Source organism: Bacillus sp. FSL M8-0077 (assembly GCF_038050255.1).
Taxonomy (GTDB): Bacteria; Bacillota; Bacilli; order Bacillales; family Bacillaceae; genus Bacillus; species Bacillus altitudinis.
This window is the reverse complement of sequence record NZ_JBBPAF010000001.1, coordinates 3,601,132-3,618,175: the sequence shown is the minus strand read 5'-3', so window position 1 is coordinate 3,618,175 and position 17,044 is coordinate 3,601,132. Positions and strand designations below refer to the sequence as shown.

Annotated in this window: 19 protein-coding genes; 12 read left to right on the top strand and 7 right to left on the bottom strand. The window is 41.5% G+C overall.

Annotation, left to right across the window (positions count from 1 at the left end; all coding sequences use genetic code 11):
* From NST57_RS18735 to NST57_RS18700, 8 genes are all read left to right on the top strand, one after another.
* The gene (locus NST57_RS18735) at positions 1-1,125 is read left to right on the top strand and encodes an N-acetylneuraminate synthase family protein (protein WP_341299052.1); all 1,125 of its coding nucleotides are present in this window, start codon (positions 1-3) and stop codon (positions 1,123-1,125) included.
* Positions 1,115-1,855: a glycosyltransferase family protein gene (locus NST57_RS18730; protein WP_341299051.1), complete on the top strand. Its 741-nt coding sequence runs from the start codon at positions 1,115-1,117 to the stop codon at positions 1,853-1,855. Before NST57_RS18735 ends, NST57_RS18730 begins: the two co-directional genes overlap by 11 nt.
* Complete coding sequence (locus tag NST57_RS18725) at positions 1,852-2,880, top strand: glycosyltransferase (protein ID WP_341299050.1); 1,029 nt, start codon at positions 1,852-1,854, stop codon at positions 2,878-2,880. The genes NST57_RS18730 and NST57_RS18725 overlap by 4 nt, the downstream gene beginning before the upstream one ends.
* Positions 2,881-2,882: 2 nt before the next feature.
* Positions 2,883-3,623, top strand: a complete 741-nt coding sequence (locus tag NST57_RS18720) for a sugar phosphate nucleotidyltransferase (RefSeq protein ID WP_058213476.1) — start codon at positions 2,883-2,885, stop codon at positions 3,621-3,623.
* Positions 3,620-4,585 carry a dTDP-glucose 4,6-dehydratase gene (rfbB, locus tag NST57_RS18715; protein ID WP_341299049.1) on the top strand — a complete coding sequence of 322 codons (966 nt, stop codon included), beginning with the start codon at positions 3,620-3,622 and terminating at the stop codon, positions 4,583-4,585. The genes NST57_RS18720 and rfbB overlap by 4 nt, the downstream gene beginning before the upstream one ends.
* A 3-nt stretch (positions 4,586-4,588) precedes the next feature.
* Positions 4,589-5,443 carry a dTDP-4-dehydrorhamnose reductase gene (gene rfbD / locus NST57_RS18710; protein WP_045033867.1) on the top strand — a complete coding sequence of 285 codons (855 nt, stop codon included), beginning with the start codon at positions 4,589-4,591 and terminating at the stop codon, positions 5,441-5,443.
* Complete coding sequence (locus NST57_RS18705; protein WP_008343612.1) at positions 5,436-5,891, top strand: dTDP-4-dehydrorhamnose 3,5-epimerase family protein; 456 nt, start codon at positions 5,436-5,438, stop codon at positions 5,889-5,891. Before rfbD ends, NST57_RS18705 begins: the two co-directional genes overlap by 8 nt.
* 92 nt (positions 5,892-5,983) lie before the next feature.
* A complete protein-coding gene (locus NST57_RS18700) occupies positions 5,984-6,775 on the top strand; it encodes an SDR family oxidoreductase (protein WP_341299048.1) in 792 nt (263 codons plus the stop codon).
* A 15-nt stretch (positions 6,776-6,790) separates the two neighbouring features.
* Here the strand turns inward: NST57_RS18700 and NST57_RS18695 are convergent, their stop codons facing one another.
* The 6 genes from NST57_RS18695 to NST57_RS18670 form a co-directional block, all read right to left on the bottom strand.
* A complete protein-coding gene (locus tag NST57_RS18695) occupies positions 6,791-7,984 on the bottom strand; it encodes an aminotransferase class I/II-fold pyridoxal phosphate-dependent enzyme (protein WP_341299047.1) in 1,194 nt (397 codons plus the stop codon).
* A gap of 17 nt (positions 7,985-8,001) precedes the next feature.
* Entirely contained in the window at positions 8,002-9,423 is a 1,422-nt protein-coding gene (locus NST57_RS18690; protein WP_341299046.1) for an ATP-grasp domain-containing protein, read from the bottom strand.
* Positions 9,424-9,437: 14 nt separating this feature from the next.
* Positions 9,438-10,199, bottom strand: a complete 762-nt coding sequence (locus tag NST57_RS18685) for an SDR family NAD(P)-dependent oxidoreductase (protein ID WP_341299045.1) — start codon at positions 10,197-10,199, stop codon at positions 9,438-9,440.
* A complete protein-coding gene (locus NST57_RS18680; RefSeq protein ID WP_341299044.1) occupies positions 10,196-10,903 on the bottom strand; it encodes a cupin domain-containing protein in 708 nt (235 codons plus the stop codon). The genes NST57_RS18685 and NST57_RS18680 overlap by 4 nt, the downstream gene beginning before the upstream one ends.
* A gap of 1 nt (position 10,904) precedes the next feature.
* Positions 10,905-11,510 carry a bacilysin biosynthesis protein BacA gene (locus tag NST57_RS18675; RefSeq protein WP_041091369.1) on the bottom strand — a complete coding sequence of 202 codons (606 nt, stop codon included), beginning with the start codon at positions 11,508-11,510 and terminating at the stop codon, positions 10,905-10,907.
* 149 nt (positions 11,511-11,659) lie between these two features.
* A complete protein-coding gene (locus tag NST57_RS18670; protein WP_039963017.1) occupies positions 11,660-12,892 on the bottom strand; it encodes an MFS transporter in 1,233 nt (410 codons plus the stop codon).
* 145 nt (positions 12,893-13,037) lie between these two features.
* On the opposite strand from NST57_RS18670, the gene NST57_RS18665 reads away from it, so the two are divergent.
* Positions 13,038-13,517: an Lrp/AsnC family transcriptional regulator gene (locus NST57_RS18665; protein WP_046344710.1), complete on the top strand. Its 480-nt coding sequence runs from the start codon at positions 13,038-13,040 to the stop codon at positions 13,515-13,517.
* 15 nt (positions 13,518-13,532) lie between these two features.
* On the opposite strand, the gene NST57_RS18660 is transcribed toward NST57_RS18665, so the two are convergent.
* On the bottom strand, positions 13,533-13,730 hold the full coding sequence (locus tag NST57_RS18660) for a hypothetical protein (protein ID WP_243824663.1): 198 nt from the start codon (positions 13,728-13,730) through the stop codon (positions 13,533-13,535).
* 305 nt (positions 13,731-14,035) lie between these two features.
* On the opposite strand from NST57_RS18660, the gene NST57_RS18655 reads away from it, so the two are divergent.
* Genes NST57_RS18655 through NST57_RS18645 form a run of 3 tightly spaced genes read left to right on the top strand, consistent with a single transcriptional unit; the run spans position 14,036 to position 16,947 of the window.
* On the top strand, positions 14,036-15,004 hold the full coding sequence (locus NST57_RS18655; RefSeq protein ID WP_243824662.1) for an alpha/beta hydrolase family protein: 969 nt from the start codon (positions 14,036-14,038) through the stop codon (positions 15,002-15,004).
* A gap of 4 nt (positions 15,005-15,008) precedes the next feature.
* The gene (locus tag NST57_RS18650) at positions 15,009-16,376 is read left to right on the top strand and encodes a sensor histidine kinase (RefSeq protein WP_341299043.1); all 1,368 of its coding nucleotides are present in this window, start codon (positions 15,009-15,011) and stop codon (positions 16,374-16,376) included.
* Positions 16,369-16,947, top strand: a complete 579-nt coding sequence (locus NST57_RS18645) for a response regulator transcription factor (protein ID WP_309219292.1) — start codon at positions 16,369-16,371, stop codon at positions 16,945-16,947. Before NST57_RS18650 ends, NST57_RS18645 begins: the two co-directional genes overlap by 8 nt.
* Positions 16,948-17,044: the final 97 nt, after the last annotated feature.

Sequence of the window (17,044 nt, the reverse complement as noted above, 5' to 3'; positions counted from 1 at the left end):
ATGGCGCATTTCTATATCGGAGATCGTAAAGTGGGTGATGGTGCGCCTGTCTTTATCATTGCAGAGGCAGGCATTAACCATGATGGCAAGCTGGATCAGGCACTTGCTTTAATTGATGTGGCAAAAGAAGCAGGGGCTGATGCGGTGAAGTTTCAAATGTTTCAAGCGGATCGGATGTATCAAAAGGAACCGGGGTTATACGAAACGGCCAAAGGAGAAGAAGTGTCTATTTTTTCTTTAGTGGAACAAATGGAGATGCCGCCTGAATGGCTGCCTGTCTTATTGACACGTTGTAAGGAAAAAGGACTGATGTTTTTAAGCACCGTGTGTGACGAAGAATCGGCTGATTTATTGAATCAAACGAATCCTCCTGCTTTTAAACTGGCATCCTATGAAATCAACCATTTGCCTCTTTTGCGTCATACGGCTTCTTTTCAAAAGCCGATCATTTTTTCAACAGCTGGGGCCACCATTGCCGATGTTCATGAAGCATACGAAACGATTACGAGCCAGCAAAATATGCAAGTCGCCATCATGCATTGTGTGGCAAAGTATCCAGCGCCTAGAGCATATACGAACCTGCGGGTGATTCAAACCTTAAGATCCGCTTTCTCTGAAGCAGTCATTGGCTTTTCAGATCATAGTGAACACCCGACGGAAGCGCCAGTAGCCGCTGTGAAGCTCGGGGCAGCAATGATTGAAAAACATTTTACAATAGATAAAACATTACCCGGAGCGGATCATTCATTTGCTCTTAATCCTGAAGAATTAAAGGCAATGGTTCAGCACATTCGAGCAGCAGAAAAGCAGCGGAATCAAGCAGAAATAGACGTTCATTCATTACCAGAGGAGCTTCTTGGCAGTTCTTATAAAACGACAACAGCCATTGAAGGGCAGATTCGAGAATTTGCGTATCGAGGAATTTTTACGACCAAAGGCATTGCAAAGGGTGAGACCCTCACGTCAGAAAATGTAGCCGTGCTGCGCCCCGGACAAAAAAATCAGGGATTGCATCCGCGATATATGCCGATTTTACTTGGCACAAAGGCTGTGAGAGACATCCCAGCTCATACAGGCGTTTCGTGGAAAGACGTACTCACGCAGGAGTCTCATGATGATGCATGATGTGCTTTTTGTCATTCAGGCTAGGATGGGGTCAACAAGACTGCCCAAAAAAGTGATGAAACCGATTGGCGGCATGGCGCTGATTGATTTGATTGTGGAGCGGGTGAAGCAATCAGATGATTACCATCACAAAATGCAAAACCTTATGATTGCCACAACGGTCGAGTCAGAGGATGACTATTTGGCTCAATATTGTATGTCAAAGGGCTATAAGGTGTTTCGAGGCAGTGAGGCAGATGTGCTTGAGCGGTTTGCACAGATTGTCCGCCAATTTGAACCTAAAACGGTTGTACGTTTAACGGGAGACAATCCATTTATAGATCCTTCGCTTTTGTCGAAAATGCTTGAAAAACATAGACAGGAAAAGGCTGATTACACATATACGAACGGAACACCACTCGGTATTTCCGGGGAAATGATTGAAGCATCTATTTTATGTGAAATCGACAAATTTCCCCTCACTTATTCTGAACGTGAGCATGTCACGCTGTATATCAGAAAGCATCCCGAGCAATTTTACCTTCAATTATTCACACCGCCCAAAGAACTTGCATATCCTGCTTATCGATTCACGATTGATACAGAAGAAGATTATGTGTTTGCTACCCGTTTACTAGAGAAAGCTGGTGGTTCTATTGCTGTGCCGACAGCTGAGCTCATTTCCATCTGTGAACAACATCCAGACATTGTTCGTTTGAATCAATCTGTGAGACAGAAGGATGCTGAATGAACAAAAAAATCATGATTGTTGTTTATGGTGGTTTTTTAAGAGGAATGGGGCATGTCGTCAGAATGAAACGTTTGGCAAAAGAACTGCTTCAAGAAGGGAACGACCTATATTTCTATACAAATGATCAGATTTGTGTAGAAATGCTTTCGCACCCAGAGTGGTACGTTCACATGGTGCATGAGCCGAATGCGCTTCTTCAGGTCCAACAAGACATCAAAAAGCTAAATCCTGACCTTTTAGTCATAGATGTGCTTGATTGTGATCTTCAGTTTCTTCAAACGATCAAAGACTCCTGCGGCAGTGCGAGGCTGGTCTTATTTGAGGAAAAAAGAGAGGAAGCCTGTCAGCTTGCAGACACGGTCATAAACAGCATTTATGGCGGTCTGGACGGGAAGCACGAGCAGCTTAATGGCACGGCTTATTATCATGGAACGCCCTATTTATTGTTAGATCACGAGTTTAAACGATTCAAAGACACATATGAGGTTCGGAAAGAATGTAAAAAGGTGGTCATCAGTCTTGGCGGTAGTGATCCGTGCGGCCTGTTATCGAAGGCTGTATCGGCGCTTCTTCAAACAAATCACCTAGACATTTTAGCGGTCGCAGGAAAAGCCTCTCACATCAAAGAGCAAGTAGAGGCGGAACATATCCAATTCATTCAACATACAGATCAACTACCGGTTCTTTTATCAGAAGCTGATGTGGCTATCGTAGCAGGCGGTATGACGTTATATGAGGTAATTTGTATCGGGGTGCCCAGCATTGTCCTATCGCAGGTAGACCACCAAGCAGTGACAGCGAGCATGTTTGCGCAAAAGGGAGCTTGTTTTCACCTTGGATTAGGTGACCTTGTGGAAGAAAAAGACCTGTTACATGCTGTTCAAAAACTGTCTGACAGCTATTTTCTCCGCAGAAGCATTCATCTTAATGGACGTTCACTCATTGATGGAAAAGGAATCGAACGAGTGAAAAACATTCTTATACACCTCATGAATTCACACCAAAAAGAACATAAGGATGTGTAGATGTGAAGGGAGTTATTTTAGCAGGAGGAAAGGGATCACGGCTGGCACCATTAACGAAGATTTTCAACAAACATTTACTGCCGGTTGGTCCATATCCGATGATTTATTGGTCATTATTCAAACTGAAAGAAGCAGGAATTGTAGATGTGATGCTGATTTCACAGGAAGAACAAATTCCGTTGTTTCAAAAGTTGCTGGAAGATGATCGTGAACTTGGGATGAACATTGTGTATCAAGTACAGCCAGAAGCGTCTGGTATTTCCGATGGTTTATCCTATGCAAAGCCCTTTGCTCAAGGGGAAAAATTTGTGCTGATGCTTGGTGATAATGTATTTGAAGATTCATTACGCCCTTTTGTTGACGTCTTTCGGCAGCAAGAAAGCGGAGCCAAGGTTTTATTGAAAGAGGTGGCAGATCCAAAACGGTTTGGCATTGCAGAAATTGATCCTGCTCATCACCGGATTTTATCAATAGAAGAAAAGCCAGAGCATCCGACGTCATCTTACTGCGTCACGGGCATCTATTTTTATGATCAAGACGTCTTTCAATATATCGAGGAAATCTCGCCGTCAGATCGAGGTGAACTAGAGATTACTGATGTGAACAATCTCTACATCTCAAATAGCCAGCTGACCTATGATATGTTAAAAGGGTGGTGGATTGATGCAGGAACACATGAATCTCTCCACGAAGCATCTACAAAAATGTTTGAAACGATGAAGGAAAAAGAGGGATACGAATGACGAAGTCTTATTTAATTACAGGTGGAGCAGGATTTATTGGGCTGAATTTTGTGAAGCTACTGCTTCAAGAATCTGATGTCCGTCTTACCGTATTTGATAAATTAACCTATGCCAGTCATCCAGAGGAGATGGAACATTTAACAAAGCTGCCTCATGTCCGTTTTGTCCAAGGAGATATCACGCTGCAAGACGAACTGGATCAAGTATTTGATGAAGCCTATGATGCCATCATTCATTTCGCAGCAGAATCACATGTCGATCGCAGTATTGAGTCAGCAGAACCCTTTATCCAAACAAATGTCCTTGGTACCTATCGTATGCTTGAAGCTGTCTTAAAGGGAAAGGCGAATAAACTCATTCATATTTCGACAGATGAAGTATATGGAGATTTGGAGCCGGATGATCCTGCTTTCACAGAACAAACACCACTCTCACCGAATAATCCTTATTCAGCAAGCAAGGCAAGTTCAGACCTACTTGTGAAATCTTATATCCACACCCACCAACTACCCGCCATGATCACAAGATGCAGCAACAACTACGGACCTTATCAGCATGAAGAAAAATTAATCCCAACCATTATTAGAAAAGCGGTCAATGGTGAAAAGATTCCGATTTACGGAGACGGCCAGCAGATTCGCGATTGGCTCTATGTAGAGGATCATGCGAGAGCCGTAAAGCAAGTAGTAGAAAACGGAACAGCCGGTCAGGTGTACAATATTGGCGGCGGCAACGAGAAAACAAACCTTGATTTAACCAAAACCATTCTCACACATCTAGGCATCTCTCATGACCAAATCGCGTTTATTCAAGACCGAAAAGGGCATGACAGGCGGTATGCCATTGATGCCAGTAAGCTAAAAGAAGAGCTCGGCTGGGTGCAGGCAACTTCATTCGAAAAAGGTATCGAAAAAACGATCGATTGGTATCGTGCCAAATATGATCAAAGTGAAGAAGGGTGACCGATGAAAGTTTTAATCACCGGTGCAGGCGGCCAATTAGGGAAAGAATTGACGAAACAGCTGAAAGAAAAAGACATCACCGTCATTGCTTTAACAAGGAGTATGCTGAATATCACAGATCAACAGGCAGTCAGACATGCAATGAGACATTTCCGTCCGGATATTGTTGTCAGTGCGGCTGCTTATACGTCTGTGGATCAATGCGAAACAGAAACGGAAAAAGCCTATCTTGTGAATGGGATTGGCGCCTACTATACAGCGCTTGAAGCTAAAAACGTAGGGGCTGATGTATTACATGTCAGCACAGATTATGTGTTTGATGGGCAAGCGGATACCCCTTACCAAGTTGATGCACAAGCAGATCCGCAAACCATTTATGGAAAGAGTAAAAAACTTGGAGAAGAATTGATTCATCTTGTGTCAGATGAAGTGAAGATCATTCGGACATCGTGGCTTTATGGACATGAGGGACATAACTTTGTGAATACCATTCTTCGGCTGGCTGAAACGAAGGATCATTTGCGCATCGTCAATGATCAGTTAGGGTCTCCTACTTATACAAAGGATGCCGCAGAAGCTTTGATTCACTTGTTTGACCAGAAAGCAGGTATTTATCATGTCAGTAACCGAGCAAGCTGTTCATGGTTTGACTTTGCGGCAGAAATTGTAGCAGCAAGCGGTTTGTCTACGACAATTGAACCCATTTCCACTGAAGAGTATGGTTTCCAAACACCTCGGCCCGCCTACTCTGTTTTAGACTTGCAAGCGATTGAAGCGACAGGCTGGAAGCCAAGACATTGGAAGGATGCACTTCACGAATACTTGCAGAAAGAAGGGAGATTCGAGCAGCATGATTGATGGTGTACAAACGAAAAAACTCATGAAACATTGTGATGATCGCGGCTTTTTCGCAGAGCTTATTCGAGACGACGAACCGATGCTGAAGCGCTTTGGGCAGGCGTCGTGGTCGAAAAGTTTCCCGGGAGTCATCAAAGCCTTTCATTATCATGAAAAACAAGACGATGTTTGGTTTTTCCCAGCAGGTCATGCACAGGTCGTTTTATACGATTTGAGAGAAGATTCCCCGACAAAGGGTCAAACCGATGTGTATTATATGGGAGAAGATAATCCGATGCTGCTCCTCATCCCAAAGGGAGTTGCACATGGCTACCGCGTATTAGGGGAGACGCCGCTGCAGATTGTTTATTTTACAACAGAATCGTACGACCCAAAAAACCCAGATGAGAAGAGAATTGCGTGGAATGATGAGGCGATCGGATTTAACTGGGAAACGACATTTAAATAGAGAAGAGAGGCCTTTCGCAGGAGAAAGGTCTTTTTTTGTTGAAATACATTCTATATGTGTCATTTTATGTATATCGATGAAAAGGGATGTGGATGAGTTTGTCTAAAAGAATTGCATTTGTAACAGGGGCAAGTACAGGCATTGGAAAGGCAATCGCAATAAAACTTGCCGCTCAGAGCGATATGAAGGTGATCATCAACTCTAGAAATATGGCCTCACTTGAACAGACGAAACAGCACATTCAAGATATGACAGAAACAAAGGAACCGCTGTCTCTATTCTGTGGAGATATGTCGCTTGAAGCAGTGAGATCGGAAGCCTTTGAACAAATAGAAAAGGAGTTTGGCAGACTCGATGTGCTGATCAATAACATTCCAGGAGGAAAGCCAGATACATTTGATTCATGTGAAACTGACCAGATGCTGGCTGCTTTCTCCCAAAAAGCCATCGCCTATGTCGATACAACGAAGCGTGCAGCCGCATTGATGAAAAGACATGAATATGGACGGATCATTCAAATTGTCGGGAACCTGTGGAAGGAACCTGGTGAACAAATGTTTACGAATAGTATGATGAATGCAGCGATTATTAATGCCAGTAAAAATGCAGCCACACAGCTTGCGTCGTCTAGTATTACGGTAAATTGTTTAAATCCAGGTTTTATTGCAACCGATCGGTATGAACAATTTATCGGCAATATGATGACGAAGCAGGGAGTGTCACGAGAGCAGGCTGTACAAGCTGTCGCATCAGGTATCCCAATGCAAAGAGTAGGCTCAGCGAGTGAGATGGCGTCATTGGCAGCTTTTATGGCATCAGAGGAAGCTTCTTATATCACAGGTCAACAAATCTCCGTAGACGGTGGAACGATGAAAAGTATATAAACTGAAAAAAACCCGCTATAGGCGGGTTTTTTGATGAAATCGAATGGGGAGGATGGACAGGCGATCGATAAAGAGAGCAAGCTCCTCAATCGGGGCAACCATTGAAATGCGTACATGACGGCTTCCATTGGCTCCAAATACTCCTCCGGGCGTGACGACAACATCGGCATGTTCGAGTAAATAGTCAGCAAAGGCATGAGAATGTTCAAAGTCATCAGGAATCGGAGCCCATAAATAAAAGGCGCCGGGTGGACGTTCGATTGTCCAGCCAAGCTTTCTCGCCGCTTGCCGGATGAAGAAATTGATTCGTTCAAGGTATATCGCCTTTAATGATTGAATATGACGGTCATCACTTTGCAAGGCAGCAGTCGCTGCATGTTGAAATCCGCCATACATACTGACAAACACGTGGTCTTGGAAGGTGTTGATGGCTTGGATGATCTCCTCATTTCCAACAGCAAAAGCGACTCTCCATCCTGCCATATTAAAAGTCTTTGATAGAGAATATAATTCCACTCCTACACTTTTCCCGAGAGGAGTATTCATGAAGCTCACGGGTGTTTGTTCATAATGAAATGAACCATAGGCGAAATCATGAATAACATACAGCTCGTGAGTGGCCGCAAAGGCAGCAGCCTCTTCAAAGAATGCCTCATTTGCAACAGCACCCGTGGGGTTATTCGGATAATTCAAGAACAGTACTTTTGCTTTTTTGACTATGTCAGGATCAATTGAGGAGAGATCTGGTAAATAGCCATTTTTCTCTTCAAGTTTGATACTGTATGGCCGGGCGTCCGCCATCAAAATGCCTGAATGATATTCAGGGTATCCTGGATCGGGAACGAGTGCGATATCTCCTGGATCAAGCAGACACTGACTCATGACATACAGCCCCGTTTTTCCGCCAGTGAAAAGAGCAATTTCCTTCTGCGGATCAATCTCAGCAGCGAATTCCGATCTATAAAAATCTGCAATGGCTTGTTTGAAAAAGTCAAAGCCTCTAAAAGGGGCATATTGTTGAAATGGCAAAACACCCGCTGACTCCTGTAGGGCACTCACGATATGGGCAGGAGTTGGTAGATCAGGGTTTCCCTGACCTAGATTCATGATGTTTGCTCCGTTTTTTGTCTTTTGAGCTATTTTTTCAAAGACGGTGCCGAATTTCTGTTCAGGCAGCCGTTCAATCATTTTAGATGCTAACATTTTCACCACAGCAGCCTCTCTTTCTATCTCTTCACTAATTCATCCATTAACTGAATCGTTGCCTGTTTCTGAATGTTGCGGATGGACGCGGCAACGTCTTGTGAGGATGATCCTTTTAATTCAAGAGATACGATTCCATTAAAAGCTTCAAATAAATCAAGATCCACAATAGTCCCTTTGGCAAGGAATGATTGACTGACAATCGCAGTATCTCCAACGAATGCCTCCTCTGGAATAGACACATGATCAATGGTGATATGTGTGGCTTCAGGTGGTATGTGCCCACTCTCTTTAAAATGCTGAGGGTACAGGTGGCAGTCCGCTACATAAAATGTATGTCCAGAAAGCAACTGTCTTGGCAGTACAGCCTTTTTACCATCAACTAATACATCAATCAATAGCTTGGCCATATCGACGCCAAAGACCTTTTTAATATTCGGGATCATATTCCAGCCAGCGAATCGAGCCGCTGATTCGATCAGTCCAGTTTCTCGATTTTTCATGAGTTTGATTTCTGTATGGGTTGCACAATGTTCAAGACCTAGTCCCTCATTTGCCTTTCTTGCTGCTTCAATGATGATTTGCTTGGCTTCATTGTCTAAGATCGTCGGAGTGATATGAGCCGTTTCTGTAAAACCGATTTGAGGGGTTTTATCATGTATGACAAAAGGGAGATATTCGCCCTCTACGACCAGCCCTTCTACACTGACATAATCAGCATATCCTTCATCTTCATACCAATCTTCGTAAGCACCCTCTAAATACGTTTCAGCGACAAACGGTGCTTCATATGTGACAGCGTCTGGGACTGGTATGGTTTCCAAATACAATTGTACTTGTAAAAACAAGTCATCACTTCCAGCCTTGTCATGAAACAAGGTGACGCCAATAGAACTGGCTAAATATGTAGGCTTTAAAATGAGCGGTGTTCCGATAGACTCAATGGCTTTTTGGAAATCAGATAAAGTCGTGACAGGCTGAGTTTTCACCGCTTTGACGCCAGAGGCGTTGAATGCAGCCCTCATTTGGCTTTTATCACGCGCCATTTCGGCTGCCTTGACACCGGCACCTCGCAGCCCAAGACGTTCAGCGGCCTTTGCCATCGGTGCAATGAATAATTCATTATTGGTCGTGATTGCATCTGCTTTGAAAAAGGAAGCTACTCGAATGAAGTCTTCCACAACTTCTTCTTCTGATTTTGGATAATCATCATGTGCCCAGTAAATAGAATCAGGGTGTTCAAAAGAAGGGTGTGTCTCAAAATAATCACGGTCTTTGATGACAGCAATGGAGTATTTTTCGATTAGCTCGGCATGTCCCTTTGTAATCGCAAAGGGTCTTGGGATATAAGAAACGATATGATACGATGCCGCCACGCTTTCATAAAACATATGGGGCGGGCACCCACCTAGATCAGCAATGACAAGTACAGTTTTTTTACTCAATGAAAGCACTCCTTTTATCTAGCGGTGTAACCGCCATCTGCAGTGACGACACTTCCAGTCATATAGCTGGATAGGTCAGAGGCGAGAAACAGCATCACGCCAGCAATTTCTTCAGGTTTTCCAAGCCGCAGCATAGGATTGACCTTTGCTTTTTCCTTTTTGACGATCTCGAGACTTTCTGTGTGATTGTCTAAAAAGGACTTTTCATTTAGTGGCGTATCAATGATGCCAGGGGCAATACAATTTACCCTGATTTGATGAGCGGCATAGTCAATGGCCATTGATTTGGTGAGCTGAATGACACCGCCTTTTGTTGCATTGTATGCCGGAATGTCAGGCCAGCCCACAAGACCTCCGACAGATCCGGTATTGATAATACTTCCACTCTTCTTTTCAAGCATATGCGGCAATGTATGCTTACTCATGAGAAAGACGCCGGTCAAGTTGACCTGAAGAATACGATGCCAATCCTCCAGTGCCATCTCATGAATAGGTGAGACAATTTCGATGCCTGCATTGTTAATGAGGACATCAATGGCACCGAATTGGCTCAGCACGCTCTGAACGGTTTGGTGACAGTCAGACTCTTTCGTAATATCTGTTTTAAAAAATGCAAGGTGCTCATGCGGCAATGATTCAATTAGTTGGTTGCCGCTACTTTCATTGATGTCAGCGACAGCTACTTTTGCTCCGTGTTCGAGGAAGAGCTTGACGGCAGCAAGCCCAATCCCCGACGCACCTCCTGTAATGAGGACAACTTTTCCGTCCAGCTTCATTTCTTCACCTTAGATGCCTTTGGTTTTAAGCGATTATAGCGGGGAGGGAAGAAGAGATTAATAGACTTTGATGCTTCTGGCTTTGGATTGATGGCCCCATGATCTTCCCTTGGGTCACAGAAATAGGTGGTGCCAAATTCCATCTTTTCTGTAAAGCCTTCGATCGTCATATCATACCCTCCGCTGATGCAAATGCCGATTTGTTCATTTCTATGTTTATGAAAAGGCATTTCTCCGCCGTTTCCAGGGATATTGGCAATCATCAGCTCCATCCAATCTTCCACAAAAAAAGTCACTTCCATGCCAGGGAGTAAATCCCGTGTTTTGAAAATGTCTAAGAAATAAGTGGGGGGCGCTGTATATTCTTCGTCATCCTTTAATCTCTTAATATCAACGGCGATCACTTCTTCATCTGTCAGATTTGAAGCGCCGTGAGGGACAAACGGCGGTGCGATATAGGCTGATTCTAAAGGGGTGAGCAGTTGAGTCGATTGGCCGACAGTCATTTGAAGCTCGCCCTTTAATACAATGCCGATTTGTGCTTCGGGATGTTCGTGAGGTTCAATGATTGTGTGGGGAGGGACGTATGAAATTAACACTTCCGTACCGCCTCTTACAGTGGAATATTGGATAACGCCATTATCCCATTCTAATTTTTTCGCTTGAGGAAAATATCGTTCTTGCGTCTTTTGTTCAGTTTGCATCTTACATCTCTCCTTTTCCGAATATGGACCAGCTCATGGGTATACTTTTAAACGTTCGAATGAAGATGAGGCCATATGTGGCTCTTGCCACCTCATTCGTTAAAGCAAAATCAAATTCGCCGTCCCTTACTTTCTGCGCGGCAGTACTTGTAGAATTAACAAGTTCAAATTCAGCATTTTGGTGAATGAAATATTGAATTAAATTGACAGGTGCAGGATGTGAGACAATTTTTAAATGGTGGAGCATTTGTTCATGGAATGGGAAATCAGGTCTGACAGCCAAACCATACATGGGCGTGTCACATCTGAAAATTTGTAAAAGCTGTAGATCTGGTCTCATGTAGAAGTGTTTGATGCCTTCATATGCGTGTGGAACGAGAGTAAATTGAAGTGGTTGAGAGAGAGTATGTTCAATGCAAGTTTCGAATGTGTCATAAAGGGATAGTTTCGTATGAGTGCCGAGTGTAGTGGTGGATTGAGAGATGAAATGTTTTGCTGCGTATTCACTGCTTGTCCCCTTAGGGCCTAGTGTGTTGACTGTAAACATCTTGGGTGAAGGGCTTGGCTCTTCTTTGAAATGAAACACATCATCATTCTTTAGGATCATGTTTACCATCCAATCTTTTTCAAATTTTTACTAGATTATAAAATTTAAAATTGGCAATTGTCAACAAATTTTATAAAAAATGTAATATACGATGATATTAAAAATTGATCTAAAAAACTGCACATATCGAGATGTGCAGTGAAATGTGCTTACGTTTCAAGTGTAGTTGGCTGTTTTTTCTGTAAGGCACGTTCTCGTTTATAGCTGCCGAAGCTGATGATAAAACCAACAAGTGTGATCAATGCACAGACAAGACCTACCGTATGATATCCGAAATGGACATAAACGGGTCCCATCAGTGCGGAACCGAGCATAACAGCAAGGTTGGAGGCCAGGCTGTAAAAAGCCATCACTTTCCCGCGATGGGTTTGAGAGCAGTCGCTTAGAACGGTGCTTAGAAGCGTGACAGATAAGCTTTGCATTGCACCCCAAATAAATAGGGCGAAAATCAGCAACATCCACGAGAATGGCGCATAAGGAAGCAAGGCTAGAACAAGCGCAATTCCACCCAGCACGAAGACAAGGGAACGGGTTTTACCGAACCAGTCTGCTAATTTTCCAGTAAACATACTCATAGAAAAGCCGACGCCATAAGCCATAATAAGAAGTCCAGCTGTTGATTGTCCGCCATCAAACAGACTTTGCAGATAAGCACCTAAAAACGAGTACATGCCGTAAAATCCAAGCATATTGCAAAACGTCACAGTCAAATAGGCAGGCACACGATCAATTTTCAAAGCTCCCCATAAAGAGCCTGTTGTCTCTCTAGCTTGAGGTGCCTTCGGATCAGCTGCTCTGACTTGTTTTCTTGATTCAAGGATGACGAGCAGCAGGACAATGAGACTCATCATAGCGAAGATCCAAAACGTCCAGCGCCAGTTTAAACTCTGGCCGATAAAGGCGCCAATGGGCACACCAAGGACAAGAGAAAGAGACCAGCTCGATACAATGAGTCCCATCACTTTGCCGCGGTATTCGTATGGAACCCGGTCGCCCACAAGAGCATAGGCTGTTGGCACAAATACACCTGTCGCCAGCCCTGAAATAGCACGGCCTGCAAAAAACACTGCCAAATTTGGGGCAGCAGCACACATCACTGTTCCAATTAAAAAGAAAGACAGCCCAATTATCAAACACAGCTCTCTTGAATATCGGTCCCCTAAAGGAACGAGTAGCGGAGCTCCAACCAGCACAGCTAACCCATAAATGCTGATGGAAAGAGCCAGAACATCAAGAGAGTGCTGAAAGGAGTTTGATAAATCAGGCAGCAGTGGTGAAATCACCAGTTCCTCCGATCCCGCCGCAAAAACGCCAAGTGTGAGTGCAATGGCAAGTGTGATGGGAAATGTTTTAGAAGCCTGGCTGTCTAAAGATTCTTTCATCAAGTGATCCCTCCATACTTGCTTTTTCATTCAATTCCGTTAAAATAAATTCTACCATTATTTAGTTTTATTTTACATTTCGTATCATAAGTATCATCATAAAATACTTTTCAAATGGAACGATTTTGGGATAGGAGCGTAACGAATGAAAATCACCGATGTGGATGTGCATATTTTAAACGAATTGAGAGAAGATGCCCGCTTATCAATGAGGGAATTGTCCAAACGAGTGAATTTATCAGCACCTGCGGTAGCAGAAAGAGTGCGAAAACTAGAGGATGCAGGGATTATCGAAGGGTATTCTGTTCAAGTCAATTATAAAAAGCTGGGTCTGATGATAGACTGTTTACTGGAAGTCACCGTATTAAATGGGGAGTATCAGCGTTTTGTGACATTTATGAACCAGCATCCACGTGCGTTCTTTGCTTATCGAGTGGCAGGACAGTCCTGTTTTTTCATTAAGTTGTCTGTCGCCTCACTTGAAGAAATTGAAGCGTTTATTCAAGATGTGTCTGGCTTTACAAAAACGGTCTCCCATATTGTCTTGTCAGAGCATTCCTTTACCCATCCCATTCAGGAACGTGTGAAACAAATAGAAGAGCCAGAAATGACAGTGGTGAAATAGAAAAAGGACCTGCCCTCAGGTCCTTTTGATTCGTTTATCTGACTGATAGCTCATGATCGTAATGATCAATCCAATGAATGTCACACCTGCCGCAAAGAGCGGGACAAGCGTGATTTCAATAGCAAGACCGCCAAGCGCTGCACCGCCGGCATTTCCAATATTAAAGGCAGAATGACTGAGGGCATATATAGAAAATAAAATTCTGTATTTCAAAATATCTTAAACAGGCTAAATGTATTTATAAAAAGGTGAATTGTTAATAAGGTATTATTGCTGATGTGACGTTGATTGTGGATTTATATTAATCTTTAAAATCTCTCAACCTATTGATATATATGCATCGACAAAGTCTTTTAGATTTTTTTATTTTTTGTCTTTTTATTGTTTATCACACTTCATTGGCTTACTAATTAGCTTTCATTCATCAATTTAGTTATTTAATTTGTTTCCAAAAAAATAACCTTTTTATGCTAAAATATTCGTATATTAATAATTTGAAATTAAAGGAGTTAATTCTTTTGAAGCTTTTAAAAGTAATAGATTACGCAGCATTAATGGATATGCACAGAACAAGAAGCAAAGAAAGTCACTATAATCATTTGCCTATAGACGTAGGTAACAGGGATCGTTTTTTTAGTGCTCAGCCTATTGATTTACAATTTCACATCAACAACCATACAGCAAACTTAGAAAGTGGAATATTTTCCTTTAATTCAAGCATCAAATCTGGTGAAGATAAGAATGACAAGGTTTCTGGGGAAGTGTTTTTACGAAAAGAGTCAAAGCACAAACCCAATGTAATCTTTGTACATGGATGGAGAATGGATTCATACGACAGAATCAAGAAGATTTTCCACGATAAAATTGTTAAAAATTATGATTGGAATATGTATTACTACACGCTGCCTTATCATTTCGATAGGGAACCACAAAATTCAACATATTCTGGTGAACACATGATTAGCGCCAATATAAGTCGAACAGTGCAATCCTCCCAGCAAGCTATTGTTGAACTTAGAGGGCTGATTAAATGGATCAAGGAAAATGAAGGTGGGGAAATAATCGTAGTTGGTATTAGTTTAGGAGGATGGCTAACAAACTTATTAGCAACAGTCGAGAAAGACGTGAATATTGTTGTATCAGCTTTTTATGCGAATAATATTGCGCATTCCATCTGGAACACTCTTCCTGGGAAGTATATACGAAGAGATCTGGAGGAACATGGGACAACGTATGAAGAACTCGACAAAGCTTGGGATATTATGAATCCTAGTAAAGCAAAACTTTTCGTAGACAAAGAAAATGTACTCTTAATATCAGGAAAATATGACATGTATATTGACATAAACGATGCTGATACTCTGTGGAATAGTTGGAATCAACCTAAAAGGTACGTATACAGTTGTGGGCATGCTGGAATTGTTCTATCTAGAAATAGAATAGCAGCTGACACACTTCAATTTATTGAAAGTAGGCTAAAGAAATAAAATGATGTTCATCCTAACTGCATTGTTGTGGGCCATGAGTTTAGTTTTGTTTCTTACTTATCCTGAAAATGAAAAAACAAGATGGGGCAGCTTTATTGGGTTTTTTGGTGGTTTTGGTGGTTTAAGTGTAATTTTGTCGTATTACTTGGATGGTTCATCTAGCTATCTACAGCTAATCCATTACATTACATCGTCGCTAGGACACTATGGAACAGCATATGCAATTATGATTTTCGGCCTTGTGTTCTCAGAAATAATCAAAAATAAAAAGCGAAGTTTCATTTGGAAAATAATTTTGTTCATACCCGTAATCATTATGCAGATTTACTTTACGGAATTTCCTCAATGGCAAACACATCATGTATTTCTCTCTTTATGGGTCGTACCATATGTCTTTATTTCAATAGGTTTGATGGTTTATGCAGCATATACAGAAAAGAGTATAACAAGCAAAAGACAAAAGGTTTATACATGTCTAGTTGTTGTTCCAACACTATTATTTGCGGTATTCACCAATATAATTTTAGAAGCCTTTGGGATATTTGGTGTGTGGATGCTAAACCCTTGGGTCATAGCTATTGCTTTTGTATTATTTGTTTATTTTATAATCAAATATGGCTTCCTGGGAGTACAGGTAAAGTTTGAAAAACAAAGAAGAGACTTCACCATGAAGGCAGTAACATCTGGTACTGCCTTATTAAATCATTCAATAAAAAATGAAGTAGCCAAAATAGATCTTCTTGCAAATGACCTGAAAGGGTCAAAAATTGGGGGAAATCAGGAATCAGTTGATATGATTCTTAAATCAGCCAACCACTTGTTTGAGTTGTCGAGCCGTATTCAAAGTAAACTTGATATTATGGAATTAAAAGAAACAGAATTTAATATTATAGATCTTGTTAATTCAAGTGTTGAACTACTTCAGCCACAGATCAGCACTGTACAATTAAAGAAATTATTTGAAGTGGATGCGAATATCTATGCAGATCCTATTCACTTGCAAGAAACATTATTAAATTTAATGAAAAATGCGATGGAAGCAATGGGGAATAATAAGCAGATAAAGATCAGAGTCTACCAGTTGCGTCGTAAATTACATATTGATGTCGCTGATAATGGAAAGGGCGTTAATAAAGAAATGCAGGCCAAAATGTTGGATCCGTTTTTCTCTACAAAAAAGAAGGTTGGAAATTTTGGTCTTGGCTTAACATATTGTTATAACGTCATGACAAAACACAACGGCAGCATAAAAGTAAATAGCCAACTAGGAGAGGGAACAACTATAACCTTAACTATTCCTAGAAACAGAGTTATCAACTTAAAATCAAGTTCAAATTCGAAAAAAGAAATTGTTGGTGAAAGCTATGGATAATAGGATCAAGGTAATGATTGTTGAGGATGATCCAGTGTGGATGAAGGGTATTAGCGACTTAATTTCGAAAGAAAAAGATATGGTTGTTGTAAAAAAAGCTTTCACAAAAAGTGAAGCCCTGCAGCTGGAGAATCATGAAATTGATATTATACTTATGGATTTAACTTTATCTGAAGATGAGGAATTAGGCGGTTTAGATTTATCAAAAGAGTTGGTTGAAAGAGGTTTCCAGAAGATCATCATGCTTACTTCCTGGGAAGAGCCTGCAATCATTCTAGATTCATTTGACCATGGGGCCATGAATTACATTAACAAGTCATCGTACAAAAATATCCCAAAATTTATCAGAGAAGCTTTTATAGATAAGGTTACATTAAATGCAGATGTTTCAAGCCTGTTGATTAATGAACTGCGTATAGAGAGAAAAGCCAGCATATTAACTCCGGCCGAAAGAGAGGTTTATAAATTAAAAGAAAAAGGGTTAACAAGAGGGCAGATCGCAGAACATTTGTTTAAATCGGTCGAAACAATAAAAAAACAGTTGAAGACGATAAAGAAGAAACTTAAATAAAGGGGGGGTATAAAATTAACCCTCCCTTTTTGTTTTATCATCTTGTAAAGTAATATTCGTAATCGAATTTAAAAATCCCCTTAATAAGTCACGTTCC

Bases quoted from the DNA above. Each gene is read 5' to 3' on its own strand.
- NST57_RS18735 (WP_341299052.1), top strand. From the start codon at position 1: ATGGCGCATTTCTATATCGGAGATCGTAAAGTGGGTGATGGTGCGCCT.
- NST57_RS18730 (WP_341299051.1), top strand. From the start codon at position 1,115: ATGATGCATGATGTGCTTTTTGTCATTCAGGCTAGGATGGGGTCAACA.
- NST57_RS18725 (WP_341299050.1), top strand. From the start codon at position 1,852: ATGAACAAAAAAATCATGATTGTTGTTTATGGTGGTTTTTTAAGAGGA.
- rfbB (WP_341299049.1), top strand. From the start codon at position 3,620: ATGACGAAGTCTTATTTAATTACAGGTGGAGCAGGATTTATTGGGCTG.
- rfbD (WP_045033867.1), top strand. From the start codon at position 4,589: ATGAAAGTTTTAATCACCGGTGCAGGCGGCCAATTAGGGAAAGAATTG.
- NST57_RS18705 (WP_008343612.1), top strand. From the start codon at position 5,436: ATGATTGATGGTGTACAAACGAAAAAACTCATGAAACATTGTGATGAT.
- NST57_RS18700 (WP_341299048.1), top strand. From the start codon at position 5,984: ATGAGTTTGTCTAAAAGAATTGCATTTGTAACAGGGGCAAGTACAGGC.
- NST57_RS18685 (WP_341299045.1), bottom strand. From the start codon at position 10,199: ATGAAGCTGGACGGAAAAGTTGTCCTCATTACAGGAGGTGCGTCGGGG.
- NST57_RS18680 (WP_341299044.1), bottom strand. From the start codon at position 10,903: ATGCAAACTGAACAAAAGACGCAAGAACGATATTTTCCTCAAGCGAAA.
- NST57_RS18675 (WP_041091369.1), bottom strand. From the start codon at position 11,510: ATGATCCTAAAGAATGATGATGTGTTTCATTTCAAAGAAGAGCCAAGC.
- NST57_RS18670 (WP_039963017.1), bottom strand. From the start codon at position 12,892: ATGAAAGAATCTTTAGACAGCCAGGCTTCTAAAACATTTCCCATCACA.
- NST57_RS18665 (WP_046344710.1), top strand. From the start codon at position 13,038: ATGAAAATCACCGATGTGGATGTGCATATTTTAAACGAATTGAGAGAA.
- NST57_RS18650 (WP_341299043.1), top strand. From the start codon at position 15,009: ATGTTCATCCTAACTGCATTGTTGTGGGCCATGAGTTTAGTTTTGTTT.
- NST57_RS18645 (WP_309219292.1), top strand. From the start codon at position 16,369: ATGGATAATAGGATCAAGGTAATGATTGTTGAGGATGATCCAGTGTGG.